Origin of the sequence: Frigidibacter sp. MR17.24 (assembly GCF_037095655.1) — a bacterium.
Taxonomy (GTDB): Bacteria; Pseudomonadota; Alphaproteobacteria; order Rhodobacterales; family Rhodobacteraceae; genus Frigidibacter.
The window spans coordinates 881,446-906,293 of the sequence record NZ_JBAWKE010000002.1 but is presented as its reverse complement, the minus strand read 5'-3'; the positions used below and the strand labels follow the sequence as shown (position 1 = coordinate 906,293).

The window sequence follows — 24,848 nt, the reverse complement described above, 5'->3', positions numbered from 1 at the left end:
TGACAGGTCCACGACGGCGCCCGCGGCCCCGCTTCGGGCTTTCGCCGGGCGCGCGCGACGGGTAGACCTTCGGCCATGACCGACACGGCCTCCTCCACCCTGCTGCATCTCGCCGATCCCGCGGCGACCGAGGCGCTGGCCCGCCGGCTGGCCCCCGCGCTCGCGGCCGGGGACGTGCTGCTGCTGGCCGGCGAGATCGGCGCCGGCAAGACCCATTTCGCCCGGGCGCTGATCCAGGCCCGGCTGGCCGCCGCCGGCACGGTCGAGGACGTGCCCTCGCCGACCTTCACGCTGGTGCAGACCTATGCCCCGCCGGGCCAGCCCGAGATCTGGCACGCGGACCTCTACCGGCTGACCGATCCCGACGAGGCGGCCGAGCTGGGCCTCGAGGATGCGTTCTCCGAGGCGGTCTGCCTTGTGGAATGGCCCGAGCGGCTGGGCTGGATGACCCCCGCCGACCGGCTGGAGCTGACGCTTGTGCCCGAGGGCGAAGGGCGCGCGCTGGCCGTCACCGCCACCGGCCCCCGCGCCGCCCGACTTCTGCCCCTGATCGGAGCGCCCCGCAGATGACCACCGACCGCGATGCCGCCGCCCGCGCCCTGATCGAGGCCGCGGGCTGGGGCGGGGCCGAACGCCGCTGGCTGGCCGGCGACGCCTCGAACCGGCGGTACGAACGGCTGATCGAGGGCGGCCGGACCGCCGTGCTGATGGATGCCGATCCCGCCAGGGGCGAGGACGTGCGCCCGTTCCTTGCCATCGCCCGCGCGCTGGGCGAGCGCGGTTTCTCGTCGCCCGCGATCCTCGCCGCGGACGAGGCGGCGGGCTTCCTGCTGATCGAGGACCTGGGCGACGACCTTTTCGCCCGGGTGATCGCCGCCGACCCCGCGCGCGAGCCAGAGCTGTATGCCGCCGCGACCGACCTGCTGTCGGCGCTGCACGCAAGCGCGCCGGTGCCGGGCCTCGTGCCCTACGACCGCGAGATCATGGGCCGCTTCGCCGCGCTGTCGATCGACTGGTACCGCCGCGGCGCCACCGGCGAGGGCGCGCCCTCGGGCGATTTCGCGGCGCTGGTCGCGGGGCTGAAGGACCGGCTCGCGCCCGGCGAGCCGGTGATCGCGCTGCGCGACTTCCATGCCGAGAACCTGCTGTGGCTGCCCGAGCGCGCCGGTACCGCGCGCGTGGGCCTTCTGGATTTCCAGAGCGCCATGGCCGGCAACCGCGCCTATGACCTCGTCTCGATGCTGCAGGACGCCCGCCGCGACGTGTCGCCGGCCGTCGAGGCGCGGATGGTCGCCCGCTATGCCGAGACGAACGGGCTGGATCAGGGTCTGTTCGGCGCCGAATACGCGTTCTGCGGCGCGCAGCGGAACCTGCGGATCCTGGGCGGCTTCGCGCGGCTGTCGATGCATTTCGGCAAGCCGCACTACGTCGATCTCATTCCCCGGGTCTGGGCGCTGTTGCAGCGCGACCTCGCGCATCCGGCGCTGGCGCCGCTGGCCGCCGCCGTGGCCGCGGCGCTGCCCGCGCCGACCCCCGAAGGCCTGCAGAGGATCAAGGACGAATGCGGACGCCACCCGTTGACCTGACCGCCCCGCGCAGCCTGATGCTGTATGCCGCGGGGTTCGGCACGCGGATGGGCGCGCTGACCGCGACGCGGCCGAAGCCGATGGTCCCGGTCGCGGGCCGGCCGCTGATCGACCACGCGCTGGCCCTGGCCGAGGGCATGGATCTGCGGATCCTGGCCAATACCCACTACCTGCCCGGGCAGATCGCGGCCCATCTCGAGGGCCGGGCCGAGATCGCGCCGGAACCCGAGATCCTGGAAACCGGCGGCGGGCTTGCGGCGGCGCGCGACCGGCTGTCCGATCCCTGCTTCACGCTCAACACCGACGCGGTCTGGACCGGGCCGAACGCGCTGCGCACGCTGCGCGCGGCCTGGGACCCGGCGCGGATGGACGCGCTTTTGCTGCTGGTCCCGCGCGAACGCGCCACTGGCCACACCGGGCGCGGCGATTTCCTGGTCGGCCCCGACGGCGCGCTGACGCGCGGCCCCGGCGCGGTCTATACCGGCGCGCAAATCCTGACGCTGGGCCTTCTGGACGGCGTGAGCGAGCGCAAGTTCTCGAACAACGTGCTGTGGGACATCGCCGCCGCCCGCGGACGGCTGCACGGCGTGATCCACCCGGGCGGCTGGTGCGACGTCGGCCGGCCCGAGTCGATCGCCCTGGCCGAGAGCCTGCTGGAGGCCGCCGATGGCTGAGCTTTACGCCCTGCCCTGCGGCGCCGATTTCCCGGCCGAGCTGGTCGCGGGCCTGATCGAGCGCATGGAGGGCCGCCCGCCCGAGGCGATGGCGCGGGTGACGCTTTACGCCAACTCGGGCCGGATGCGGCGCGCGATCGCCGAGGCCTTCGACGCGCGCGGCACGCGGCTTTTGCCGCGGATGCGGCTGATCACCGATCTGGGGTCCGATCCGCTGGCCGCGATCGACCCGGCGGTGCCGAAGCTGCGGCGCCGGCTGGAACTGGGGCAGCTGGTGCAGGGCCTGATGCAGGCCGCGCCCGATCTCGCCCCCGGCGCGGGCGCCGCCGACCTGGCGCAGAGCCTGCAGGACCTGATGGCCGAGATGCAGGACGAGGGGCTTGGCCCCGAGGTGCTCGAGCGGCTCGATATCGCCGACCATGCCGCGCACTGGCAGCGCTCGCTTGCCTTCATCCGCATCGTCGCGCGCTATTTCGACGGCTCCGAGGCGCCCGACCCCGAGGCGCGCCAGCGCGCGCTGGTCGAGGCGCTGGCCGCGCGCTGGGCTGCATCCCCGCCCGATGCCCCGGTGGTGGTCGCGGGCTCCACCGGCTCGCGCGGGGCGACGGCGCTGTTTCTCGAGACGGTGGCGCGGCTGCCCGAGGGCTGGGTCGTGCTGCCCGGCCACGATTTCGACCAGCCGCCCGAGGTCTGGGACAGCCTGTTCAAGGGCCGCTTCCCGGCCGAGGACCACCCGCAGTTCCGCAACGCGGCGCTTGCCCGAAGCCTGGGGATCGCGCCCGGCGCGGTGCGGCGCTGGACCGCGGCGCCCGCGCCGGAACCCGAGCGCAACCGCATGATCTCGCTCGCGCTGCGCCCGGCGCCGGTCACCGACCAGTGGCTGGCCGAGGGGCCGGCCCTTGCGCCGCTGGGGCCGCCGACCGAGGCCATGACCCTGATCGAGGCACCCGATCCCCGGACCGAGGCGCTGGCGGTGGCGATCGCGCTGCGCGAGGCAGCCGAGCAGGGCCTGCGCGCCGCGCTGATCACCCCCGACCGGATGCTGACGCGGCGGGTGACGGCGGCGCTCGACCGCTGGGGGATCGTGCCCGACGACAGCGCCGGCCAGCCGCTGATCCTGTCGCCGCCGGGGCGCTTCCTGCGCCATGTCGCGGCGCTGTTCGGCGAGAAGGTCACGGTCGAGACGCTGCTGACACTGCTCAAGCACCCGATCACCGCCACCGGCGCGGGCGACCGCGGCGAGCATCTGCGCCATGCCCGCGACCTCGAGCTGCGGCTGCGGCGCCGCGGCCCCGCCTTCCCCGGACCCGAGGACCTGATGGCCTGGGCCGCGCGCCAGCCCGCCGAGGGCCGCGAGGACTGGGCGCGCTGGCTGGGCGAGACCCTCGCCCCCTGCCCCGCGCTCGCCGGCAACCGGCTGGTGACCGACTGGACCGAGACCCACCTTGCCCTCGCCGCCGCGCTGGCCGCGGGCCCCGGCGGCACGCCCGAGGCCTCGGAGCTGTGGCGCGAGGCCGCGGGGCGCGAGGCCGCCCGCGTCATGCAGGGCCTGCGTGCCGAGGCGCCGCACGGCGGCGAGATCGGCGCCGACGACTACCGCGAGATCGTGGCCTCGCTGTTCAAGGCCGGATCGGTGCGCGGGGCCGAGACCGTGCACCCCGGCGTCGCGATCTGGGGCACGCTCGAGGCGCGGGTGCAGGGCGCCGATCTGGTGATCCTCGGCGGGCTGGTCGACGGGGTCTGGCCCGAGCAGCCGCCGCCCGACCCCTGGATGTCGCGCCGGATGCGGGCGGATGCGGGCCTGCGCTCGCCCGAGCGCGGCGTCGGGCTTGAGGCGCACGACTTCCAGCAGGCGATCGGCGCGCCGCGGGTGATCCTGAGCCGCGCGCTCAAGAGCGCCGAGGCCGAGACCGTGCCCTCGCGCTGGCTGAACCGGATGACGAACCTGATGGAGGGCCTGCCCGAACGCGGCGGCCGGGTGGCGCTGGCGGCGATGCGCGCGCGCGGCGCGCGGCTGGTGGCGCTGGCGCGGGCGGTCGAGCGCCCGCCGGCCGAGGTGCCGCGCGCCGCGCGCCCGGCGCCGCAGCCGCCGCTGGACCAGCGCCCGACCGAGCTTGCCGTCACCGGCATCCGCAGCCTGATCCGCGACCCCTACCAAGTCTATGCCCGCCGCATCCTGCGGCTGGAGCCGCTGCCGCCGATCGGGATCGAGCCCGATGCGCGGATGCGCGGCACGGTGCTGCACCGCATCATCGAGCGCTTCGTCGCCGAGCGGCCGGACGGCGAGACGCAGGCCGCGGCCCGCGACCGGCTGATGGCCATCGCCGAGGCCGAGCTGGCCGAGCAGATCCCCTGGGCGGCCTCGCAGCGGCTGTGGCGGGCGCGGCTCGAACGGGTGGCGGCCGATTTCGTCGCCTCGGAATTCGATCGGATGGCGCGGGGGCGGCCGGTGATCCTGGAACGCGCGGGCTCGGTCCGGCTGGACGACCTGGGCTTCACCCTGACCGCCCGGCCCGACCGGATCGACCAGCTGACCGACGGGCGCGTGCACATCTACGATTACAAGACCGGCAGCCCGCCGACGACCAAGATGCAGGAAGCCTATGACAAGCAGCTGTACCTGGAGGCCGCGATGGCCGAACGCGGCGGTTTCGCGGCGCTGGGGCACGCGGATGTCGAGGGCGTGACCTACATCGGCATGAAGGACCCGGCCGGAGCCAGGGCCGACCTGCTGGACGACCGGCGGACCGACAAGACCTGGGCCGGGCTCGAACGGCTGCTGACCCACTACCTCAAGGGCGGGCGCGGCTATGTCGCGCGCCGGGCGATGCATTCGACGCAGGACGCCAGCGACTACGACCACCTGTCGCGCTTCGGCGAATGGGACGTCACCGACACCCCGGCCGAGACCCCGGTCGGCGGCTATGGCGCGGACGACCGGCAGGAGGGCGCGGCATGACGGAGGCGCCGCCCACCGGGCCGCTCGACGAGGCCAGCCGCCGCCAGCTGCTGGCCGCCGATCCCGACGCCTCGACCTGGCTGTCGGCCAATGCCGGGTCCGGCAAGACCCGGGTGCTGACCGACCGGGTGGCCCGGCTGCTGATGGGCGGGACCGACCCCGAGCGGATCCTGTGCCTGACCTATACCAAGGCCGCCGCCTCCGAGATGCAGAACCGGCTGTTCAAGCGGCTTGGCGCCTGGGCGATGCTGGACGAAGCCACCATGTCGGCCGAGCTGGCCGCGCTGGGGATCGCCGCGCTGTCGCCCGAGCGTCTGGCCGAGGCCCGCAGGCTGTTCGCCCGCGCGATCGAGACGCCGGGCGGGCTGCGGATCCAGACGATCCACTCGTTCTGCGCGGGGCTGCTGCGCCGCTTCCCGCTCGAGGCCGGGGTCAGCCCGGGCTTCACCGAGATGGACGACCGCGCGGCCGAGCTGCTGCGCGCGCAGATCGTCGAGGAGATGGCCGCGGGCGGCGACCGCGGCGCCGTCGACGCGCTGGCCGGGCTGACCGGGCAGGACGACCTCGCGCCGCTGCTCGCCGCGCTGTGCCACGCGGCCGGGGCGTTCGAGCCGCCGCTCGACGCGCCGGCGCTGGCCGCGCTGCTGGGCCTGCCGCCGGGCTATGACGACGCCGCCCTGCGCGCCGACACGCTGCTGGGCGGCGAGGCGGACCTGCTGGCCGCCATCGCCGACGCCGCCGCGGGCAGCGGCACCAACGACCAGCGCGTCGCGGCGAAGCTGAGGGGCATCGCCTGGGACGGGCCGCTCGACGCGATCCTGTCGGCGCTGGAGGGTGCGCTGCTTTACGCCTCGGGCGACAAGAAGGGCACGGCCAAGATCGGCAAGATCCTGACCAAGGGTCTGATGCAGGGCCCCTGCGCGCCCCATCTCGACCGGCTGGATGCGCTGACGCTGCGCATCGAGGCCGCGCGGCCGCGCCGCCTTGCCCTGGCCAATGCGCGCCGCTCGGCCGCGCTGCACCGCTTCGCGGGCGCCTTCCTGCCGCGCTATCACGCCGCCAAGGCCGCGCGCGGCTGGGTCGATTTCGACGACCTGATCACGCTGACCGCGCGGCTTCTATCCGACCGAGGGCTGGCGCAATGGGTGCTGTTCCGGCTTGACGGCGGCATCGACCACATTCTGGTGGACGAGGCGCAGGACACCTCGCCCGGGCAGTGGCAGGTGATCGAGCGGCTGTCGGAGGAATTCACCGCCGGCGTCGGCGCCAGCGACCGCATCCGCACCATCTTCGTCGTCGGCGACAAGAAGCAGTCGATCTATTCGTTCCAGGGAGCCGACCTTGCCGCCTTCGACCGCATGCGCGCGCATTTCGGCGCCAAGTTCGCGGGCATCGGCGCCACCTTGCGCGAACGCGCGCTGGAACATTCGTTCCGCTCGGCCGGCGCGGTGCTGCAGGTGGTCGATGCCGTCTTCGCCCCCCGCCCCGACCAGGGCATCGGCGGCGCGCCGCTGCACATCGCCTTCCACGAGGGCCTGCCCGGCCGGGTCGACCTGTGGCCGCCGGTGCAGAAGGCGGCCGAACCCGAGGACGAGGCCTGGGACGATCCCGTCGACCTTCTGCCCGAGGCCCACCACTCGGTCGTGCTCGCGCGCCGGATCGCCGGCTGGATCAAGCGCGAGCTTGAGGCCGGCACCCGGATCCCGACGCCGAAGGGGCCGCGGCCGATGCGGGCGGGCGACGTGCTGATCCTGGTGCAGCGCCGCTCGGCGCTGTTTGCCGAGATCATCGCCGCGTGCAAGACCGCGGGCCTGCCGATCGCGGGCGCGGACCGGCTGAAGCTGGCGGCGGAGCTGGCGGTGAAGGACATCCGCGCGGTGCTCGCGTTCCTGGCCACGCCCGAGGATGACCTGTCGCTGGCCGCGGCGCTGCGCTCGCCGCTGTTCGGCTGGTCCGAGGACGACCTGCACCGGCTGGCGCAGGGCCGGCCGCCGGGGCGCTATCTCTGGGCGCAGCTGCGCGGCCTGCCCGAACACGAGGCCACGCGGGCGATCCTGGCGGACCTGCGCGACCATGCCGACTTCCTGCGCCCGTTCGAGTTGATCGAGCGGCTTCTGACCCGCCACGACGGCCGCCGCCGGCTGATCGCGCGGCTGGGCGCCGAGGCCGAGGACGGCATCGACGAGCTGCTGACCCAGGCCCTGACCTTCGAGAGCGGCAACATCCCCTCGCTCACCGGCTTCCTCGTCTGGCTCGAGGGCGGCGAGGTCGAGGTGAAGCGCTCGCCCGAGGGCGCGGGCCGCGCGATCCGGGTGATGACCGTGCACGGCGCCAAGGGGCTCGAGGCGCCGGTGGTGATCCTGCCCGACACGATCCGGCGCGAGGCGCAGGGTGACGCGGCGATCCTGACGATCGACGGCCATGGCTTCTGGAAGGCGGCCGCCGACGAGGCGCCGGCGCCGCTGTCGGCCGCGAAGGGCGCGCTCAAGGCCCGCTCGATGGAAGAGCGCGACCGGCTGCTGTACGTCGCGATGACGCGGGCCGAAAGCTGGCTTGTCGTCTGCGGCGCGGGCGAGGCGAAGAACGACGGCGACTGGTGGACGCTGGTGTCGCAGGGGCTCGACGGGGTCGGGGCGGCGACGCTGGCCACGCCCGAGGGCGAGATCCGCCGCCATGCCGCGGGCGACTGGCCCGCCCCCCTGCCCGCCCCCGACACCCCCGACGCGACCGACGCGGCCGAGGCCCTGCCCGGCTGGCTGACCCGCGCGGCGGCGGCGCCGGCGGCCGGGCCGCGGGCGCTCTCGCCCTCGGATCTCGGCGGCGCGAAGGTGCTGGCGGGCACGCCCGGCGCCGAGGCGCTGCCGCTGGACACCGAGGCGGCGAAGCGGCGCGGGCGCCGGCTGCACCTGCTGCTCGAGCATCTGCCGGGCTGGGACCCGGCCGAGGCCGCGGACCTGGGGTGGCGGCTTCTGGGCCAGGGCGAGGACCCCTGCGCCCCGGACGAGGTCGCGCCGCTGATCGCAGAGGCCGCGCGCATCCTTGGCGCGCCCGGCATGGCGCCGTTCCTGTCGCCCGCGGCCTTGGCCGAGGTCGAGTTCACCGCGCGGCTGCCCGAACTGGGCGGGGCGCTGGTGCATGGCGCGATCGACCGGCTGCTGGTCCTGCCCGGGCGGGTCGTCGCGCTCGACTACAAGTCGAACGCGGAGGTGCCGGCGCGGCCCGGCGACACGCCCGAGGGCATCCTGCGTCAGATGGGCGCCTATGCCGCCGCGCTGGCGCAGATCTGGCCCGACCGCGCGGTCGAGACCGCAATCCTCTGGACCGCAACCGGAATCCTCATGCCTCTCGCCCCCGAGATCGTGCGTGATGCACTTCGGCGCACCCCTACACCTTGACGATGGGAAACTGGACCCATACGTTCAGGTCCGACCCCATTTCAGGAGAACGAGTCATGGCCACCCATGCCGTCACCGATGCCACCTTCGACACCGAGGTCCGCCAGTCGGACATCCCGGTCGTCGTCGACTTCTGGGCCGAATGGTGCGGCCCCTGCCGCCAGATCGGCCCGGCTCTGGAAGAGCTTGCCAACGAACTGGAAGGCAAGGTCAAGATCGTGAAGATCAACGTCGACGAGAACCCCTCGTCGCCGGCGCAGCTGGGCGTGCGCGGCATCCCGGCGCTGTTCATGTTCAAGGACGGCCAGGTCGTCTCGAACAAGGTCGGCGCCGCGCCGAAGGCCGCGCTGCAAAGCTGGATCACCTCGTCGATCTGAGCCGTCCTCCAGCGGCAGACAGATCGGGACCACGTCGGGGCGCGCTCGTGAGGGGCGCGCCCCTTCGCTTGTCACCCGTCCCCCTTTGTCGGGGGCCTAGAGATCCCAGCCGCCGCGGCGCAGTGCGGCCAGGATCTGCGCCTCGGCCTCGGGTGCGCCGGCATTGATCGCGCGCTGTTTCAGGAACCACCACAGGTAGACCGCCGGATCGACCCGCAGCCGCTCGCAGCCGTCGAAGGCCGCCGCGGCGCCGTCGCGCGGCACCGAGGCCGCGGCATGGTGAAAGTCGATCCCGGCGAACAGCAGCGCGGGCTTGTCCAGCAGCAGGCCCTGAAAGGCCATCGCGCTGTTCTCGGCCACCACCAGGTCGGCCGAGGCCATCAGCGCGACCGAGCGTCCGCGGCTGACCGACAGCGCCGGGTGGCGCGCGGCCAGCCCCTCGAGCGCGGCCAGCTCGGCCCCGGGATAATCGACGCCCGGGTGCAGCCCCGCCTCGACCCGCCGCCCGGGCCAGCGCCCGAGCACGGCGCGCAGCATGTCGAGCGGGCTTTCGGCCTGAAAGCCGCGCCGCTCGAGCAGCCGGGCCTGCAGCGGCACGAAGACGTGCCCGGCGCGGTCGGGCACGAGGCCGGGAAACACCTGCGCCCGCCAGAAGGCCGCGAAGCGCGCCGCCCGGTCCGGGTCGATGCCGGCCGGGTCGAACACCTCGCGCGCGACGGGCCAGTCCCAGCGCGCCGCGACCCGCTCGACATGCCAGAAGGGCCCGACATAGCTTCGCCGCAGCGTCAGCCCGCCCGGCCCCGGCGGCTCGATCATGTGCCACAGCCCCGGCGCACCGCGCAGCGCCGCCACCCGCGCGAGCGGGTTGTCCTGCGCGATCCGCAGCGTCCGCCCGACCGAGGCCAGCGCCGCGGCGAGCCGGTTGACGAAGTTCTGCCGCCCCGCCCGCGCCGCCGACAGCATCGTGCCGTCGAGATGCAGCGCGACGCTGTCGCCGATCACGTCCAGAGCCCCGGGCAGGCGCGGCCCGCGACCCGCATCAGCGCCTCGAGCCGCTCGGCGCCGGTGCCCTCGCGCCCGGCGATCCGCTGCCAGCGGCGCAGCGCCGCGGCCAGGATCAGCGCCTCGGCCACCGGCCCCGCCATCGGGTCCGCGCCGTGGCCGCGCGCGAAGGCGCGCCGCTCGGGCTCGGGCAGCCAGCCGCCCTCGGGCTGGCGGTTGGGGGCGACGAAGCGCAGCGCGAAGGACAGCGCATAGTCGGCGATGTCCTGTCCGGTCCAGATCACCCGCGAGGGGTTGAAATCGATGGCCCAGGCCGCGCGCCCCTCGCCGATCAGGATGTTGCCGGGGTGCAGGTCGCCATGGGCCGCGGACTGCGCGACCTCGTGGCCCGCCGCGCGCGCGGCCACGGCGCCGAAGCGGTCGGAGAGCGCAAGGAAGCGCGCCGGCTCCTCGACCGGCAGCTCGCCCGCCCGCACCGCCGCGCGCAGCCGCTCGTGCCGCGCGATCATGCCCGCGGGATCGAAGGCCACCGGCGCGGCGGCGGTCGCGCGCTGGAACCGGCCCAGCCACTCGGCCCCGCGCCGGAACAGCCGGCGCATGTCCTGCGGGCCCTCGGCCGCCTCCATCATCTGCTCGAGCGAGCGGCCCGCCACCCGCTCCAGCAGCGCCGCCTGCCCGCCCGCCACGCGCGCAAGCACCCGCGGCGCGCCGCCGCCGGTGGCCACGCCCGCCGCCGTCATCGCATCGAGGCAGCCGTCGAAATGGTCGGGCTGCCAGGGCTCGGCCGCGGCCTTCAGGATCAGCGCCTGCCCGTCGGCCCGCAGCGCCAGCACCGCCCGCCGCGTGCCCGGCTGGTCGCGGTGGATCAGCACCTGCACCGCCGCGGGCGCGCCGCGCAGCCCGGCCCGGCGCGCAAGCTCGGGCCAGTGCGCCAGCGCCGCCCGGGCCTGGGCCGGCAGGTCTTGCGTGTCCGCGATCATCATGGCGGCACAGTGCCAGAGCCGCCCCGCCGGCACCAGAGCCGCAACCTTGTCCTCGGCCCCCCCGCGCCATATCTGACCCCCGACACGAAGGAGACCTGGATGAGCAGCGAAGACTTCCCCGGCTGGCACGGCACCACGATCATCGGCATCCGCAAGGGCGGCGAGGTGGTGGTCGCGGGCGACGGACAGGTCAGCCTCGGCCAGACCGTGATCAAGGGCACGGCGCGCAAGGTGCGCCGCCTGACCCCGGGCGGGCGCGACGTGGTCGCGGGCTTCGCCGGGTCGACCGCCGATGCCTTCACCCTGCTCGAACGGCTGGAGAAGAAGCTGGAGGCCGCGCCCGGCCAGCTTGCCCGCGCCTGCGTCGAGCTGGCCAAGGACTGGCGCACCGACAAGTACCTGTCGAAGCTGGAAGCGATGCTGATCGTCACCGACGGCCGCGATCTGCTGGTCGTCACCGGCGCCGGCGACGTGCTGGAACCCGAACATGACGTGGCCGCGATCGGCTCGGGCGGGAACTACGCGCTGGCCGCCGCGCGCGCGCTGATGGACAGCGACCACGACGCCGAGGCGATCGCGCGCCGCGCGATGGGCATCGCCGCCGACATCTGCGTCTACACCAACGGCAATCTCACCGTCGAACGCATCTCGGCCTGAGAGGACAAGACATGACCGACCTGACCCCCCGCGAGATCGTCTCCGAGCTTGACCGCTTCATCATCGGCCAGTCCGAGGCCAAGCGCGCCGTCGCGGTGGCGCTGCGCAACCGCTGGCGCCGCCGCAACCTGCCGCCCGAGCTGCGCGACGAGGTCTATCCGAAGAACATCCTGATGATCGGCCCGACCGGCGTCGGCAAGACCGAGATCTCGCGCCGCCTCGCCCGGCTTGCGCGCGCGCCCTTCCTCAAGGTCGAGGCGACGAAGTTCACCGAGGTCGGCTATGTCGGCCGCGACGTCGAGCAGATCATCCGCGATCTCGCCGATGCCGCGATCGTCGAGACCCGCGCCCGGATGCGCGAGCAGGTGAAGGCGCGCGCGCAGGGCATGGCCGAGGACCGCGTGCTCGAGGCGATCGCCGGCAAGGACGCGCGCGAGGCCACGCGCGAGATGTTCCGCCAGAAGCTGAAGAAGGGCGAGCTGGACGACACGGTGATCGAGCTCGAGGTCGCCGACAGCGCGCCCTCGATGCCGATGATGGAGATCCCGGGCCAGCCCGGGATGGGCATGGGCGCGCTGAACCTCGGCGACATCTTCGGCAAGGCCTTCGGCGGGCGCACCACCCGCAAGAAGATGACCGTGGCCGAAAGCTACGAGGTGCTGATCGGCGAGGAGGCCGACAAGCTGATCGACGACGAGACGGTCAAGCAGGCGGCGCTGCTGTCGGTGCAGGAGGACGGCATCGTCTTCATCGACGAGATCGACAAGGTCTGCGCCCGGTCCGAGGCGCGCGGCGGCGATGTCAGCCGCGAGGGCGTGCAGCGCGACCTGTTGCCGCTTATCGAGGGCACGACCGTCTCGACCAAGTACGGCCCGGTGAAGACCGACCACATCCTGTTCATCGCGTCGGGCGCCTTCCACATCGCCAAGCCTTCGGACCTGCTGCCCGAGCTTCAGGGCCGGCTGCCGATCCGGGTCGAGCTGCGCGCCCTGACCGAGGCCGATTTCGTGCGGATCCTGACCGAGACCGACAATGCGCTGACGCGCCAGTACACCGCGCTGATGGGCACCGAGGAGGTCACGGTCACCTTCACGGAAAACGGCATCGCCGCGCTCGCCCGGATCGCGGCCGAGGTCAATGCCACCGTCGAGAACATCGGCGCGCGCCGGCTCTACACCGTGATGGAGCGGGTCTTCGAGGAACTGTCCTTCACCGCCCCCGACCGCGCCGGCCAGTCGGTGACGATCGACGCGGCCTTCGTCGAGACCAATGTCGGCCAGCTGGCGAAATCCGCCGACCTCAGCCGCTACGTGCTGTGACGCCGCGGGGGGCGCGCCCCCCGCCGCATCATCCCGCTTCGACTTTGTCCAAGTATCCCGGGGGAGTCGCGGCACGCGACGGGGGCAGAGCCCCCGCTACGCCGCGGCCAGCATCCACGCGCCCGCCCACATCGCCAGCCCGAAGACGGCATGGGCCGCAAGGCCGATGGCGCGGGCGCGGCCGGGCGCCGGGCTGCGCGCCGCGGCGATTCCCGCGCCCATGCAGGGGCTCATCACGAACCAGCCGAAGCCGACGGTCAGCAGGCCCACCGCCAGCGGCAGCGCGATCCCCGGCGCCGCCAGCCAGTCGCGCCCGCCGATCGCCACGGTCAGCAGCGCAAAGCAGCAGCCGACGAGGTAGTGGCCGATCCAGCCCACCGCCTGCTCGCCCGGCAGCGCGGGCGCGGCGGCGATCGCGGCGTGCCGCGCGCGACCGCGCAGCAGGTGCGAGAACCAGCGCCCGCCCATCCGCCAGTCGTTCACCGGCAGCCCGAGCACGCGGGCGACCAGCACCCCCCACAGGTCGAAGACCGCGGTGGCGAACACCCCGATGGCGAGCGCGGCGGCCAGCATCGCCTCAGGCCGCGGCCTTGGCGACGCGGCGCCAGGCGTGCAGCAGCGGCTCGGTATAGCCCGAAGGCTGGGTCGCGCCCTCGACGATCAGCTCGCGCGCGGCCTTGAACGCGGGGCCGTCATAGCCCGGCGCCATCGCGACATAGGCCGGATCGCCGGCGTTCTGCCGGTCGACCTCCAGCGCCATGCGCCGCAGGCTCTCGTCGATCTGCGCCTCGGTGATCACCCCGTGCATCAGCCAGTTCGCCAGGAACTGCGCCGAGATCCGCAGCGTCGCGCGGTCCTCCATCAGCGGCACGTCGTCGATGTCGGGCACCTTGGAACAGCCGACGCCCTGGTCGACCCAGCGCACCACGTAGCCCAGGATCGACTGGCAGTTCATGTCGATCTCGCGCGCGATCTCATTGGCCGAGAGGTTGCGGCCCCCCAGCATCGGCAGCGTCAGCAGCTTCGAGAGCGCGGCACGCTCGCGCCCCTTCAGCTCGGCCTGGCGCGCGAAGACGTCGACCTTGTGGTAATGCGTCGCGTGCAGCGTCGCGGCGGTGGGCGAGGGCACCCAGGCCGTGGTCGCGCCCGACATCGGGTGGCCGATCTTGGCGACCAGCATCTCGGCCATGGCATCGGGCTTGGCCCACATGCCCTTGCCGATCTGGCCCTTGCCGTCGAGATGCGCGGCAAGGCCCGCGTCGACGTTGCCGTCCTCGTAGGCGCCAAGCCAGGCCGCGGTCTTCATCTCGCCCTTCGGCACCACCGGGCCCGCCTGCATCGCGGTGTGGATCTCGTCGCCGGTGCGGTCGAGGAAGCCGGTGTTGATGAAGGCAAGCCGCCCCTGCACCGCGCGGATGCATTCGGTCAGGTTGACCGAGGTGCGCCGCTCCTCGTCCATCACGCCAAGCTTCACCGTGTTGCGCGGCAGGCCCAGGATGTCCTCGACGCGGGCATAGGTGCGGTCGGCGAAGGCGGCCTCGTCGGGACCGTGCATCTTCGGCTTCACGACATAGACAGAGCCGGTGCGCGAATTGCGGTTCTCGGTCCGGGCCATGTCATGCATCGCGGCGGCGACGGTGACGATCGCGTCGAGCATGCCCTCGGGCGTCTCGGCGCCGTCGAGCCTGACCGCGTCGGTGGTCATCAGATGGCCGACGTTGCGCACCAGAAGCACCGAGCGCCCCGGAAGGGTCAGCGTGCCGGTCGCGGTGGTGAAGGTCCGGTCGGGATTGGCGGTGCGGGTCATCTCGACCCCGGCCTTGGTGAAGGTCTCGGCCAGGTCGCCCTTCATCAGGCCCAGCCAGTTCGTATAGGCCAGCACCTTGTCCTCGGCATCCACCGCGGCGACCGAATCCTCGCAGTCCTGGATCGCGGTCATCGCGCTTTCCAGCACCACGTCGCGCAGCCCCGCGGCGCTGGCGGCGCCGACCGGGTGGTCGCGGTCGATCACCAGCTCGATGTGCAGCCCGTTGTTGCTGAGCAGGAACGAGCTGTCGGTCCAGCCCACGAACTGGCCGGGGTCCTTCAGCCCGTGCGCGTCGCCATGCACGGTGGCGACCAGCCGGCCGTCCTCGACCGCATAGGCCGAGACGCCCGAATGGCTGGCGCCCGCCAGCGGCACCGCGCCGTCGAGGAACTCGACCGCCCAGGCCACCGCCTCGGCGCCGCGCGCGGCGTCATAGCCCTTGCCGGCCGGGGCGCCGGGAAGGGCGTCGGTGCCGTAGAGCGCGTCGTAAAGGCTGCCCCAGCGCGCATTCGCCGCGTTCAACGCGAAGCGCGCATTCATCACCGGCACCACCAGCTGCGGGCCGGCGATGGTCGCGATCTCGGGGTCGCAGTCGGGGGTGGTGACCTCGAAGGCCGGGCCCTCGGGGACGATGTAGCCGATGCCGCGCAGGAAGGCCTCCATCTCGGCGGGCGAGACATCCTTGCCCTTGCGCGCCTTCAGGAAGCCGTCGATCTCGGCCTGCATCTCGTCGCGCACCGCCAGCAGCCGGGCGTTCTCGGGCGCAAGCTCGGCCAGCATCGCGGCATAGCCGGACCAGAAGGCCTCGGCCGTGACGGGCAGGCCGGGCAGCAGCCGCTCTTCGACGAAGGCCGCAAGCGCGGGCGCGACCTCGAGGCCGGAGCGGATAACCGGGGACAGGTTCTCGGGGGTGGACATCGCGGGTACCTCCAGACATGCGGCTGCCATTCTCGCGTCGCAGCTAATCTTGCAGGCGCGCGGCGGCGAGTCACGCCGCGCGTGTTTTCCACGATGTGGAAAGGATCAGCGCGTCCGGCGCAGGTAGACGTAATACGCCCCCTCGCCGCCATGCTTGAGATGCGCCCCCGAGACCTGCAGCACGACGGGCCCGAGCGGCGGCGCCTGCAGCCAGCGCGGCACCTGGTGGCGCAGCACGCCGGTGCGGGTCGGGATCGGGCCGCCCTCGTCGCGCACCTTGCCCTTGCCGGTGATCACCAGCACCAGCCGCAGGCCGGCGGAATGGGCGTTCAGCACGAAGCGGATCAGCTCGGGATGCGCCTCGGCCAGGGTCATGCCGTGCAGGTCGATGCGGGCCTCGGGCGCAAGCCGGCCGCGCACCATCTTGCGGTGCTGGCCCGCGTCCATCCGCACCCCCTGCGCCGCCAGCCGTTCGACCGGGCCCGGGGCCAAGTCGTGGCGCGGCCGCTGGGCGGGGGCCTTCTCGCCCATCCGGAAGATGTCGATCAGGCTGCGGGGCCGGTCGGGGTCGGGCAGGGACTGGGGCGCGGGCGGCGGGGCGGGGCCGGCCTCGGGAGGGCGGGTCGCGGGCGGGGCCTCGCGGCGGATGCTTTTCGCCACCTGATCCCAGAGCGCGCGATCCTCCTCGCTCAGGCCTTTCCTGCGCCGTCCCACGCTGTCACCACGCCGCGCGGGGAGACACGAAAAACGCCGCCCTTGCGGCGGCGTTCGGGGTATCGGGGCCCTGCGGGGGCCGTGCGCCGGCCCGCGTCATTCGCCGGTGGCCACCAGCTGCCAGTTCGGATCCTCGGCGCCCATGGTGCGGGCGAAGGTCCAGACGTCGCGCTGGCGCCGCGAGGCCTTGGGATCGCCGTCGACCAGCTCGCCGCCCGCGTCGCGCGTCGCGGTCACCAGCTCGCCGGTCATGCGCACCGTCACCTCGCCCAGCCGCGATGCCGGGTCGAATTCGGCATCCTGCAGCGCAAGCTCGCGCAGGCCGAGGAACGTCGCCTCGGTGGTCAGGCCGCGCGCGGCACGCTCGGCGACGGCGGCCTCGAAGCTGTCGCGCACCTCGGGCGACAGGAACGGCTTGACCGGGTCGAGCTTGCCGGTCTCGAACGCGATCAGGATCATCTCGTAGGCGCCGCCCGCGCCCTTGAGGAACTCGGCCACCGAAAAGCCCGGCTCGGCCTGCTTCATCGCGGCGAGCGCGTGGAAGGCGGGCGAAGTCTCGGGCACGTGGTCGGCGATGTCGCGGTCGGGCCCGCCCTCGATCACCTCGAACCCGCGTCGCGGTGCCGCGGCGGTTTCCTGATCGGGCACCTGCACCGGAGGCTTCTCGAACCCTTCGCGGCTGCCGAGCACCGCCTTCAGCCGCAGGATCAGGAAGATCGCGACACCGGCCAGGACAAGCAGCTGGATAAGGGCATTGGACATCGGTACGGCCTTTTCGGTCGTGGCAAGGCCGGGGCGAGATTGCGAACCGGCGGTTGGAACATCGGGCGATCCCTACCTATGTAGGACAGGGGGCAGTTCAAGTCCATGCCTCGCCCCTGCTCGTTCGACCGGACGGCCGACGGCCCGACGGGTCGCAGTGCAGACAAATTGAAAGGATCTCTCGCCCCATGTGGCCGCTTGCCGCGCTTCTGGCGCTTCCCGTCATCGAAATCGCGCTGTTCGTCTCGATCGGCGGTGCCATCGGGCTGGGCCCGACGCTGATCATCGTGCTGCTGGGGCCGCTGGTCGGCTTTGCCGTGATCCGCTCGGCCGGGGCGCGGGCGATGGCCGACCTGCGCGCGCCGATCGGCGGGCTGCGCGACCCCGCGGTGCCGGTGGCCGAGGGCGCGATCAAGGTGATCGCAGGCATCTTGCTGATTCTGCCCGGTTTCCTGACCGATGCGATCGGCCTTGCCCTGCTGCTGCCGCCGCTGCGCCACGGGATCGTCCGCGCGCTGGGCCGGCGGGTGGTCGTGGTCGGCGGGGCAGGGGCGGGCCGCGATCCGTTCCGCAGGCCGGACCCGCGCCGCCCGGGCGCCGACGTCATCGACGGCGAGTTCCACGAGATCCCGCAGGGCGAAACCTCGCGCCGGCCGGCCGACGGCCGCTCGGGCTGGACGCGCGACTGACGGGGCGCGCTAGGGGAGCGGGGCCGGCCCTGCCCGGCCCGCGGGATCGAGGGGAGCGCATTGAGGTGACTGGCCGGGCCTGTTAGACCCTTGGCCAACCAAGAACGCCCCGAGGGAGACCACCATGACCGAGAACGGCACCCCCACGCCGCAACCGCAGCCGCAGATCCAGCCGAAGATGCAGGTGCTTGCGCAGTTCGTGCGCGACATGTCCTTCGAGAACATCCTTGCGCAGAAGGGCCTGAACTCGGGCGAGGTGACGCCCGAGATGACCGTGCAGGTCAGCCTCGACGCCCGCAAGCGCCCGGTCGAGGGCCAGTACGAGGTGACCGCCAAGTTCAAGGTCGCCTCGAACAACAAGGCCGACGGCGCGGCGCTGTTCCTGCTGGAGCTGGACTACGGCGGGATCTTCGCGATCGAGGGCGTGCCGAACGACCAGATCCATCCCTACCTGCTGATCGAATGCCCGCGGATGCTGTTCCCCTTCATCCGCCGCATCGTCTTCGACGTCACCCGCGACGGGGGCTTCCCGCCGGTCAACCTCGACACGGTCGATTTCCTCGCGCTCTACCGCAACGAGCTGGTGCGCCGCGCCGAGGCCCAGAAGGCCCAGTCGCCGATCGTCTGATCCGCGGCGCCGTCCCGGTCGGGAGGGAACGCCCGAAGCGGGGCGAAGCCATCCCGATCGCCACGCGCATGACGTGCAAGCCGGCCACAGGCCGGCTTTTTCATGCGTCCCGATCACATTTTTGGAACCGGCGAGTCCCCGCCCGGATTGCCAAAGGGGGTGGCAACGACACGCCAGACCTGCAAGGACTGGGGCATGCCGGTGCGTCACCGGCAGGGACGACCAAGGAGATCACGGCATGCGGCAACGGATGCGGCGCGCGGTCCTTCGGGGCCTGACGCGCAGGGCGGGGTTCACCGTCGCTGGTATCGGACTGCTGGCAGCCACGCCGGCGCTCGCGCTGGACAAGTTCGAGATCCGCATCATCGGCAAGGACCACAGCATCGGAAACGCCGTGCTGGCCGCCTCGCAGACCAATGTCACCCGCGACGAGGACAACGCCCAGCCGCAGGACCTGCTGGCCGCGGCGCAGGCCGACTATGGCCGGATCCTGGGGGCGCTGTATGCCGAAGGGCATTATTCCGGCGTCATCACCATCGCCGTCGACGGGCGCGAAGCCGCCTCGATCCCGCCGCTGGACGCGCCGGCGAAGATCGGCAGCATCATCATCACCGTCGATCCCGGCCCCGCCTTCACCTTCTCGAACGCGCAGGCGCGCCCGCTGGCGCCCAAGACCGAGATGCCCGAGGACTTCGCCGTCGGCCGGCCCGCGCAGGCCAGCACCATCTCGGACGCGGCCGCGGCCGGCGTCGATGGCTGGCGCGCCGTCGGCTATGCCAAGGCCCGGCTGTCCGACCAGCAGGTGACGGCCGACCACCGGACCGACACGCTGGACGCGCGGCTGGGCTTCCAGCCCGGCCCGCGCGTGACCTTCGGCCGCGTCGCCGTCTCGGGCAACCGGCGGGTGCGCGAGGACGCGATCCGCCGCATCGCCGGCTTTCCGACCGGCGAACGCTTCGACCCCGACGAGGTCGACGCCGTGGCCGAGCGCCTGCGCCGCACCGGCGCCTTCCGCGGCATCGTGCTGAAGGAGGCCGACACCGTCCGCGACGGGGACAAGCTGGACTATTCCCTGATCCTGACCGAGGAGAAGCGCCGCAAGCTCAGCTTCGGCGCCTCGATCTCGTCCGATGACGGCGCGGCGCTCGAGGCGGGCTGGATGCACCGCAACCTGTTCGGCGGTGCCGAGAAGCTGACCATCGACGGCGAGGTCTCGGGCATGGGCAGCTCGGTCGGCGGGATGGACTACAACCTTGGCGCGCGGCTGGAGCGGCCGGGCACGCCGTTCCGCGACAGCTCGGCCTTCATCGACGCGCTCGCGGGCCACGACGAGGAGGACGACTACACCTCGGACAACGTGCGCCTGACCTTCGGCCTCACGCGCTACATCACCGACAAGCTGACGGGCGAGATCGCCTTCGGTTTCGAAGGCTCGGACGTGACCGACGATCTGGGCATCGACACCTCGTACCGCCAGCTGATCCTGCCGTTCTCGCTGACCTGGGACAAGCGCAACAACGCGCTGAACGCGACCGAGGGGTTCTATCTGAAGGGCGAGATCATGCCCTTCTACGGGCTGGAAACCACCGGGACCGGCGCCAAGCTCGGGTTCGACACCCGCGCCTACCACGGTTTCGGCAGCGACGACCGCGTCGTCATCGCCGGCCGCTTCCAGGGCGGGCGGATCGAGGGCGCGGGCCTGAGCCAGGTGCCGCGCGACTATCTCTACTATACCGGCGGCGGCGGCACGGTGCGCGGCCAGCCCTACCAGTCGCTGGGCGTCTATGAAATCGACCCCGACCTGAAGACCGGCGGCACCAGCTATGCCGCGATCTCGGCCGAACTGCGCGTGAACGTGACCAAGTCGATCGGCCTCGTCACCTTCTACGACGCGGGCTGGGTCTCGGGCGACGAGCAGAGCGACAGCCAGTCCGGCGCCGGCTTCGGCCTGCGCTACAACACCGGCATCGGGCCGATCCGGCTCGACGTCGCCGCCCCCGTCTCGGGTGACACGGGCGAGGGCATGCAATTCTACATCGGCATCGGGCAGGCCTTCTGATGACACGTCGCACGCTTCTTCCGCTCGCCGCCCTGTGCCTGCTGCCGCTGGGGGCCGCCGCCCAGGACCAGGCGACCCAGGATCAAAGCCCGCAGGATCAAAGCGCGCAGGCGGCGCCCTCGGGCGACGAGGACCGCGGCTGGCTTACCGGCCTGATCGAGGACAGCCTCGGCGGCGAGGGCCGCACCGTGCGCCTCGAGGGGTTCGAGGGCGCGCTGTCCTCGCGCGCGACCTTCGACAGCCTGACGATCTCGGACGACCAGGGGCCGTGGCTCACGATCCGGGGCGGGGCGATGCAATGGAGCCGGCTCGCGCTGCTGCGCCGGCAGATCGACATCCGCGAGCTGTCGGCCGAGTCGATCGAGCTTGATCGCCTGCCCGCGAGCGAACCCGACCCGATGGAGGCCTCGACCGCCTCGTCGGGCTTTTCGCTGCCCGAACTGCCGGTGAGCCTGAACCTTGAATCGCTGATCGTGGGCGAGGTGTCGCTGGGCCAGCCGATCATCGGCACCCCGGTCGACTTCTCGCTGACCGGCAGCGCCAACCTTGCCGGCGGCGAGGGCAACGTCGACATCCAGGCCGAGCGCACCGACGGGCAGCAGGGCCGCATCTCGCTGACCGGCGGCTTCGTCAACGAGACCGAGCAGGCCACCGTCGCGCTGGACCTGAGCGAGGGCGCGAGCGGCATCCTTGCCACCACCATCGGCCTGCCGGGCGCACCGGCGCTGGAGCTGGCGGTGAACGGGCAGGGGCCGCTGTCGGACTTCACCGCGGACATCCGGCTGGCCACCGACAACCAGCCGCGGCTGACCGGCACGGTCGAACTGACCGCGACCGAGGCGGCCGAGGGGCAAGAGCCCACGCGCGGCTTCCGCGTCGATCTCGGGGGTGATGTCGCGCCGCTGTTCCTGCCGGCCTATCAGGACTTCTTCGGCAACGACGTGCGGCTGCAGGCGCAGGGCAGCCGCGGCCCCGACGGGGCGATGGACCTGCCGAGCCTGACGCTGAGCGCGCAGGCGCTGCAGCTTACGGGCCGCGCGCAGGTCGGCGCCGACGGCGTGCCGACGCTGGCGGACCTGGCGCTGACCCTCGGGCTGCCGGGCGGCGGCGACGTGCTGCTGCCGACCTCGGGGTCGGAAACCTACGTCACCTCGGCGGCGCTGAACCTCGACTATGATGCCGCGACCGGCCCCGACTGGCGGCTGGCGGGCAATCTCAAGGGCCTGCGCAGCGCCACCATCGGGATCGAGGACCTGACGCTCGACGGCAGCGGCCAACTGGCACAGGGCGCGACCGCCGACCTTGGCGGGACGGTCGATTTCGCGGCCAGCGGCGTCACCTCGCCCGACCCCGACCTGGCCCGCGCGCTGGGGCCGAGCCTGACCGGCAGCGCCGACCTTGCCACGGTGGACGAGGGGTTCGCGATCTCGAACCTCAGCCTGCAGGGCGAGGGTTACGGCATGGGCGGCGACCTGACCATCTCGGGCCCCTCGGGCGACCTGGCGGTGGCGGGCACCGTTTCGGCCAATGTCGCCGACCTCGATCGCTACTCTGGCCTCGCCGGGCAGTCGCTGTCGGGGGCGACCGAAGCGCGGGTCGAAGGGCGGTATGCCGTGCTGACCGGTGCTTTCGACGCGCGCGTCAACCTTGACGGCACCGACCTCGGGGCCGGGATCGACCCGGTCGACGCGCTGCTGTCTGGCCGCTCGACGCTGGCGCTGGATGCCGGGCGCTCGACCGAGGGCACGGTGATCCGGTCGGCGCGGCTGCAGGCGCAGACCCTGACCGCGACCGCCGTGGGCACCGTCGCGCCGGGGCGCAGCGACCTGACGGCCGATCTCGACTTCACCGACCTGTCGGTGATGGGGGGCCCCTATGGCGGGGCGCTGAACGCCAGCGCCCACATGCGCGAGGCGGGGCCGCTGCGCCGGTTCGACATCGACGGCACCGGGCGCGACCTGCGCGTGGGCGTGCCGCAGCTTGACGGCCTGCTGCGCGGCGAGACGACGCTGTCGCTGATCGGCGGGCTGCTGGACAATGCCGTCACGCTCGACGTGGCGCGGATCAATGGCCAGGCGGTCTCGCTCGATGCCACCGGGCGCTATGGGCCGGGCGACGCCGACCTGAAGGCAAGTTTCCGTCTGCCCGACCTGTCGGTGATGGGCGCAGGCTATGGCGGTGCGCTCACTGCCGATGCGACCCTGGTCGAAAGCGGCGGCGCCGATGCGCCGGTGCGCGATTTCAGCCTTACCGGGCGGGGGCAGGACCTTGCCGTCGGCATCCAGCAGGCGAGCGGCCTGCTGCAGGGCGCGACCGAGCTGGACTTGCGCGGCCGCCAGGACGGCACCGCGCTGCGCCTCGACGTCGCGCGGCTCGCGGGGCCGCGGGTGACGCTGGATGCCGCGGGCACCTACGACCCCGGCGCCAGCGACCTGCGGGCCGAGATCGGCCTGCCGGACCTCTCGGTGATGGGGCCGGGCTATCGCGGCCGGCTGAATGCCAATGCCACCCTGACCGAAACCGGCACGGCGGCCGCGCCGGTGCGGCGGATCACGCTGAACGGCGATGCGAACGACCTTGCGGTGAACCAGCCCGAGGCCGACCGGATTCTGGCCGGCGCGACCACGATCGCGCTGGTGGCCGAAGAGGACCAGGGCGCGGTGCGGATCGAACAGCTGGACCTGCAGAACCCGCAGCTGACCGCCAGCGCCAGCGGCGCGACCGGCGGCGACGGGTCGCAGATCACGCTGCAGGCCCGGCTGGCGAACATGGCGCTGGTGGTGCCCCAGTTCCCGGGCCCGCTGTCGGTGTCGGGCACGATCGCCCAGCCGCAGGGGCAGGGCTATCGCCTGGACCTGACGGCCGAGGGGCCGGGCGGCGTGAACGCGCGCGCCCAAGGCTCTGTCGCCGCCGATTTCGCGACCGCGGACCTGTCCGTCACCGGCTCGGCCCAGGCGGCGCTGGCCAATCCCTTCATCGCGCCCCAGACGGTCGACGGGCCGATCAGCTTCGATCTGCGGCTGAACGGCGCGCCGGGCCTCGACGCGCTGTCGGGCCGGGTCTCGACCCGCGGCACCCGTGTCTCGGTCCCGGCCGCGAGCCTCGCGCTCGAGGGGATCGACGCCACGGTCGACCTGTCGGGCGGGCGGGCGCAGATCGCCGTTAAGGCCCGCGGCTCGGAGGGCGGCACGATCAACGTCAGCGGCCCGGTGACGCTCAGCGGCAGCTATCCGGCCGATCTGGCGATCCGGCTCGGCAGCCTGGTGCTGAAGGACCCGCAGCTTTACCAGACCTCGATCGCGGGCGATCTCGCGATCGACGGGCCGCTGATGGGCGGGGCCGAGATCTCGGGCCGGCTCGCGCTGGGCGAGACCGAGATCCGCGTGCCCTCGACCGGCTTTGCCGCGTCGGGCGCCGTGACGGGGCTGCGGCACGTCAACGACAGCGCCGCGGTGCGCCGCACCCGCGCCCGCGCCGGCGCGGACGAGGTGACGAGCGTCAGCACCGAGGGCACCAGCGGCGGCTTCCCGCTGGATGTGCGTATCAGCGCGCCGAACCAGATCTTCGTGCGCGGCCGCGGGCTTGACGCGGAACTGGGCGGCGAGCTGCGGGTGCGCGGCACCACCAACGACGTCCAGCCGCAGGGCCAGTTCGAACTGGTGCGCGGCCGGCTCGACATCCTTGGCCAGCGCTTCACGCTGGACGAGGGGCTGATCCAGCTGCAGGGCACGCTGGTGCCGGTGATCACCTTCGCGGCCTCGACCACCACCGACACCGACACCGCGACGATCCGGATCGAGGGGCCGGCATCGGACCCGCAGATCAGCTTCGTCTCGGCCAACGGCCTGCCGCAGGAAGAGGTGCTGTCGCAGCTGCTGTTCGGGCGCGGGCTTGACAACATCTCGCCGCTGCAGGCCGCGCAGCTTGCCTCGGCCGTGTCGACGCTGGCGGGGCGCGGCGGCGACGGGATCATCGGAAACCTGCGCAAATCGACCGGTCTCGACGATCTGGACGTGACCACCGACAGCGACGGTGCCGCGGCGGTGCGGGCCGGGCGCTACATCTCGGACAAGGTCTATACCGATGTGACGGTGGGCGCCGGCGGATCGACCTCGATCAACCTCAATCTAGACGTGACGCGCAACATCACCGCCCGCGGCTCGGCCGAGGGCGACGGCGGCACCAGCATCGGGATCTACTTCGAGAAGGACTACTGACCCGCCGCCCGGCGGATGCGAGCGCAAACAGTCTTGCAAGTCCCTCGCGCGTAACGCGCGGGGGACTTTTCAGTTCCGGGGTATCGGTGCAATATTTCTGGC

At 72.9% G+C, this 24,848-nt stretch carries 18 protein-coding genes; 12 read left to right on the top strand and 6 right to left on the bottom strand.

All coding sequences use genetic code 11. The features are described from left to right. The first annotated feature begins 75 nt into the window (after positions 1-75). From tsaE to trxA, 6 genes are read left to right on the top strand one after another with little or no spacing between them, the layout of a single operon-like run. Positions 76-570, top strand: coding sequence for a tRNA (adenosine(37)-N6)-threonylcarbamoyltransferase complex ATPase subunit type 1 TsaE (gene tsaE, locus V8J39_RS11640; protein ID WP_336461047.1), 495 nt, complete (start codon positions 76-78; stop codon positions 568-570). Then, positions 567-1,586, top strand: a complete 1,020-nt coding sequence (locus tag V8J39_RS11635) for an aminoglycoside phosphotransferase family protein (RefSeq protein ID WP_336461046.1) — start codon at positions 567-569, stop codon at positions 1,584-1,586. The genes tsaE and V8J39_RS11635 overlap by 4 nt, the downstream gene beginning before the upstream one ends. Then, positions 1,562-2,260 carry a nucleotidyltransferase family protein gene (locus V8J39_RS11630; RefSeq protein WP_336461045.1) on the top strand — a complete coding sequence of 233 codons (699 nt, stop codon included), beginning with the start codon at positions 1,562-1,564 and terminating at the stop codon, positions 2,258-2,260. The genes V8J39_RS11635 and V8J39_RS11630 overlap by 25 nt, the downstream gene beginning before the upstream one ends. Further along, positions 2,253-5,219 (top strand): double-strand break repair protein AddB, encoded by a 2,967-nt coding sequence (gene addB, locus V8J39_RS11625; protein ID WP_336461044.1) that lies wholly within the window; start codon positions 2,253-2,255, stop codon positions 5,217-5,219. The genes V8J39_RS11630 and addB overlap by 8 nt, the downstream gene beginning before the upstream one ends. Next, positions 5,216-8,614 carry a double-strand break repair helicase AddA gene (gene addA, locus V8J39_RS11620; RefSeq protein ID WP_336461043.1) on the top strand — a complete coding sequence of 1,133 codons (3,399 nt, stop codon included), beginning with the start codon at positions 5,216-5,218 and terminating at the stop codon, positions 8,612-8,614. The genes addB and addA overlap by 4 nt, the downstream gene beginning before the upstream one ends. A gap of 56 nt (positions 8,615-8,670) precedes the next feature. After that, positions 8,671-8,991: a thioredoxin gene (gene trxA, locus V8J39_RS11615; protein WP_336461042.1), complete on the top strand. Its 321-nt coding sequence runs from the start codon at positions 8,671-8,673 to the stop codon at positions 8,989-8,991. A 96-nt stretch (positions 8,992-9,087) separates the two neighbouring features. On the opposite strand, the gene V8J39_RS11610 is transcribed toward trxA, so the two are convergent. Continuing rightward, on the bottom strand, positions 9,088-9,993 hold the full coding sequence (locus V8J39_RS11610) for a hypothetical protein (RefSeq protein ID WP_336461041.1): 906 nt from the start codon (positions 9,991-9,993) through the stop codon (positions 9,088-9,090). Next, entirely contained in the window at positions 9,990-10,976 is a 987-nt protein-coding gene (locus V8J39_RS11605; protein WP_336461040.1) for a phosphotransferase, read from the bottom strand. Before V8J39_RS11605 ends, V8J39_RS11610 begins: the two co-directional genes overlap by 4 nt. A gap of 99 nt (positions 10,977-11,075) precedes the next feature. On the opposite strand from V8J39_RS11605, the gene hslV reads away from it, so the two are divergent. Both hslV and hslU read left to right on the top strand, forming a co-directional pair. After that, positions 11,076-11,633, top strand: coding sequence for an ATP-dependent protease subunit HslV (gene hslV / locus V8J39_RS11600; protein WP_336461039.1), 558 nt, complete (start codon positions 11,076-11,078; stop codon positions 11,631-11,633). Between the two features lie 11 nt (positions 11,634-11,644). After that, positions 11,645-12,952: an ATP-dependent protease ATPase subunit HslU gene (gene hslU / locus V8J39_RS11595; RefSeq protein ID WP_336461038.1), complete on the top strand. Its 1,308-nt coding sequence runs from the start codon at positions 11,645-11,647 to the stop codon at positions 12,950-12,952. 96 nt (positions 12,953-13,048) lie between these two features. Here the strand turns inward: hslU and V8J39_RS11590 are convergent, their stop codons facing one another. The 4 genes from V8J39_RS11590 to V8J39_RS11575 form a co-directional block, all read right to left on the bottom strand. Then, entirely contained in the window at positions 13,049-13,525 is a 477-nt protein-coding gene (locus V8J39_RS11590; protein ID WP_336461037.1) for a DUF2938 family protein, read from the bottom strand. Positions 13,526-13,529: 4 nt separating this feature from the next. Further along, positions 13,530-15,677: a malate synthase G gene (locus V8J39_RS11585; RefSeq protein ID WP_336461036.1), complete on the bottom strand. Its 2,148-nt coding sequence runs from the start codon at positions 15,675-15,677 to the stop codon at positions 13,530-13,532. Positions 15,678-15,782: 105 nt separating this feature from the next. After that, positions 15,783-16,337, bottom strand: a complete 555-nt coding sequence (locus tag V8J39_RS11580; RefSeq protein WP_336461035.1) for a Smr/MutS family protein — start codon at positions 16,335-16,337, stop codon at positions 15,783-15,785. Between the two features lie 150 nt (positions 16,338-16,487). Next, positions 16,488-17,153, bottom strand: coding sequence for a Tim44/TimA family putative adaptor protein (locus tag V8J39_RS11575; RefSeq protein WP_336461034.1), 666 nt, complete (start codon positions 17,151-17,153; stop codon positions 16,488-16,490). A 188-nt stretch (positions 17,154-17,341) separates the two neighbouring features. Here V8J39_RS11575 and V8J39_RS11570 point away from each other — a divergent pair, with 188 nt between their 5' ends. The 4 genes from V8J39_RS11570 (at position 17,342) to V8J39_RS11555 (ending at position 24,746) form a co-directional block, all read left to right on the top strand. Then, positions 17,342-17,842, top strand: coding sequence for an FxsA family protein (locus tag V8J39_RS11570; protein ID WP_336461033.1), 501 nt, complete (start codon positions 17,342-17,344; stop codon positions 17,840-17,842). Between the two features lie 124 nt (positions 17,843-17,966). Next, on the top strand, positions 17,967-18,470 hold the full coding sequence (gene secB, locus V8J39_RS11565) for a protein-export chaperone SecB (protein WP_336461032.1): 504 nt from the start codon (positions 17,967-17,969) through the stop codon (positions 18,468-18,470). A gap of 238 nt (positions 18,471-18,708) precedes the next feature. Next, the gene (locus V8J39_RS11560; RefSeq protein WP_336461031.1) at positions 18,709-20,529 is read left to right on the top strand and encodes an autotransporter assembly complex protein TamA; all 1,821 of its coding nucleotides are present in this window, start codon (positions 18,709-18,711) and stop codon (positions 20,527-20,529) included. Then, entirely contained in the window at positions 20,529-24,746 is a 4,218-nt protein-coding gene (locus V8J39_RS11555; protein ID WP_336461030.1) for a translocation/assembly module TamB domain-containing protein, read from the top strand. Before V8J39_RS11560 ends, V8J39_RS11555 begins: the two co-directional genes overlap by 1 nt. Positions 24,747-24,848: the final 102 nt, after the last annotated feature.

Excerpts from the sequence above, each read along its gene's own strand:
- tsaE (WP_336461047.1), top strand. The coding sequence starts at position 76 with ATGACCGACACGGCCTCCTCCACCCTGCTGCATCTCGCCGATCCCGCG.
- V8J39_RS11635 (WP_336461046.1), top strand. The coding sequence starts at position 567 with ATGACCACCGACCGCGATGCCGCCGCCCGCGCCCTGATCGAGGCCGCG.
- V8J39_RS11630 (WP_336461045.1), top strand. The coding sequence starts at position 1,562 with ATGCGGACGCCACCCGTTGACCTGACCGCCCCGCGCAGCCTGATGCTG.
- addB (WP_336461044.1), top strand. The coding sequence starts at position 2,253 with ATGGCTGAGCTTTACGCCCTGCCCTGCGGCGCCGATTTCCCGGCCGAG.
- addA (WP_336461043.1), top strand. The coding sequence starts at position 5,216 with ATGACGGAGGCGCCGCCCACCGGGCCGCTCGACGAGGCCAGCCGCCGC.
- trxA (WP_336461042.1), top strand. The coding sequence starts at position 8,671 with ATGGCCACCCATGCCGTCACCGATGCCACCTTCGACACCGAGGTCCGC.
- V8J39_RS11605 (WP_336461040.1), bottom strand. The coding sequence starts at position 10,976 with ATGATGATCGCGGACACGCAAGACCTGCCGGCCCAGGCCCGGGCGGCG.
- hslV (WP_336461039.1), top strand. The coding sequence starts at position 11,076 with ATGAGCAGCGAAGACTTCCCCGGCTGGCACGGCACCACGATCATCGGC.
- hslU (WP_336461038.1), top strand. The coding sequence starts at position 11,645 with ATGACCGACCTGACCCCCCGCGAGATCGTCTCCGAGCTTGACCGCTTC.
- V8J39_RS11590 (WP_336461037.1), bottom strand. The coding sequence starts at position 13,525 with ATGCTGGCCGCCGCGCTCGCCATCGGGGTGTTCGCCACCGCGGTCTTC.
- V8J39_RS11585 (WP_336461036.1), bottom strand. The coding sequence starts at position 15,677 with ATGTCCACCCCCGAGAACCTGTCCCCGGTTATCCGCTCCGGCCTCGAG.
- V8J39_RS11575 (WP_336461034.1), bottom strand. The coding sequence starts at position 17,153 with ATGTCCAATGCCCTTATCCAGCTGCTTGTCCTGGCCGGTGTCGCGATC.
- V8J39_RS11570 (WP_336461033.1), top strand. The coding sequence starts at position 17,342 with ATGTGGCCGCTTGCCGCGCTTCTGGCGCTTCCCGTCATCGAAATCGCG.
- secB (WP_336461032.1), top strand. The coding sequence starts at position 17,967 with ATGACCGAGAACGGCACCCCCACGCCGCAACCGCAGCCGCAGATCCAG.
- V8J39_RS11560 (WP_336461031.1), top strand. The coding sequence starts at position 18,709 with ATGCGGCAACGGATGCGGCGCGCGGTCCTTCGGGGCCTGACGCGCAGG.
- V8J39_RS11555 (WP_336461030.1), top strand. The coding sequence starts at position 20,529 with ATGACACGTCGCACGCTTCTTCCGCTCGCCGCCCTGTGCCTGCTGCCG.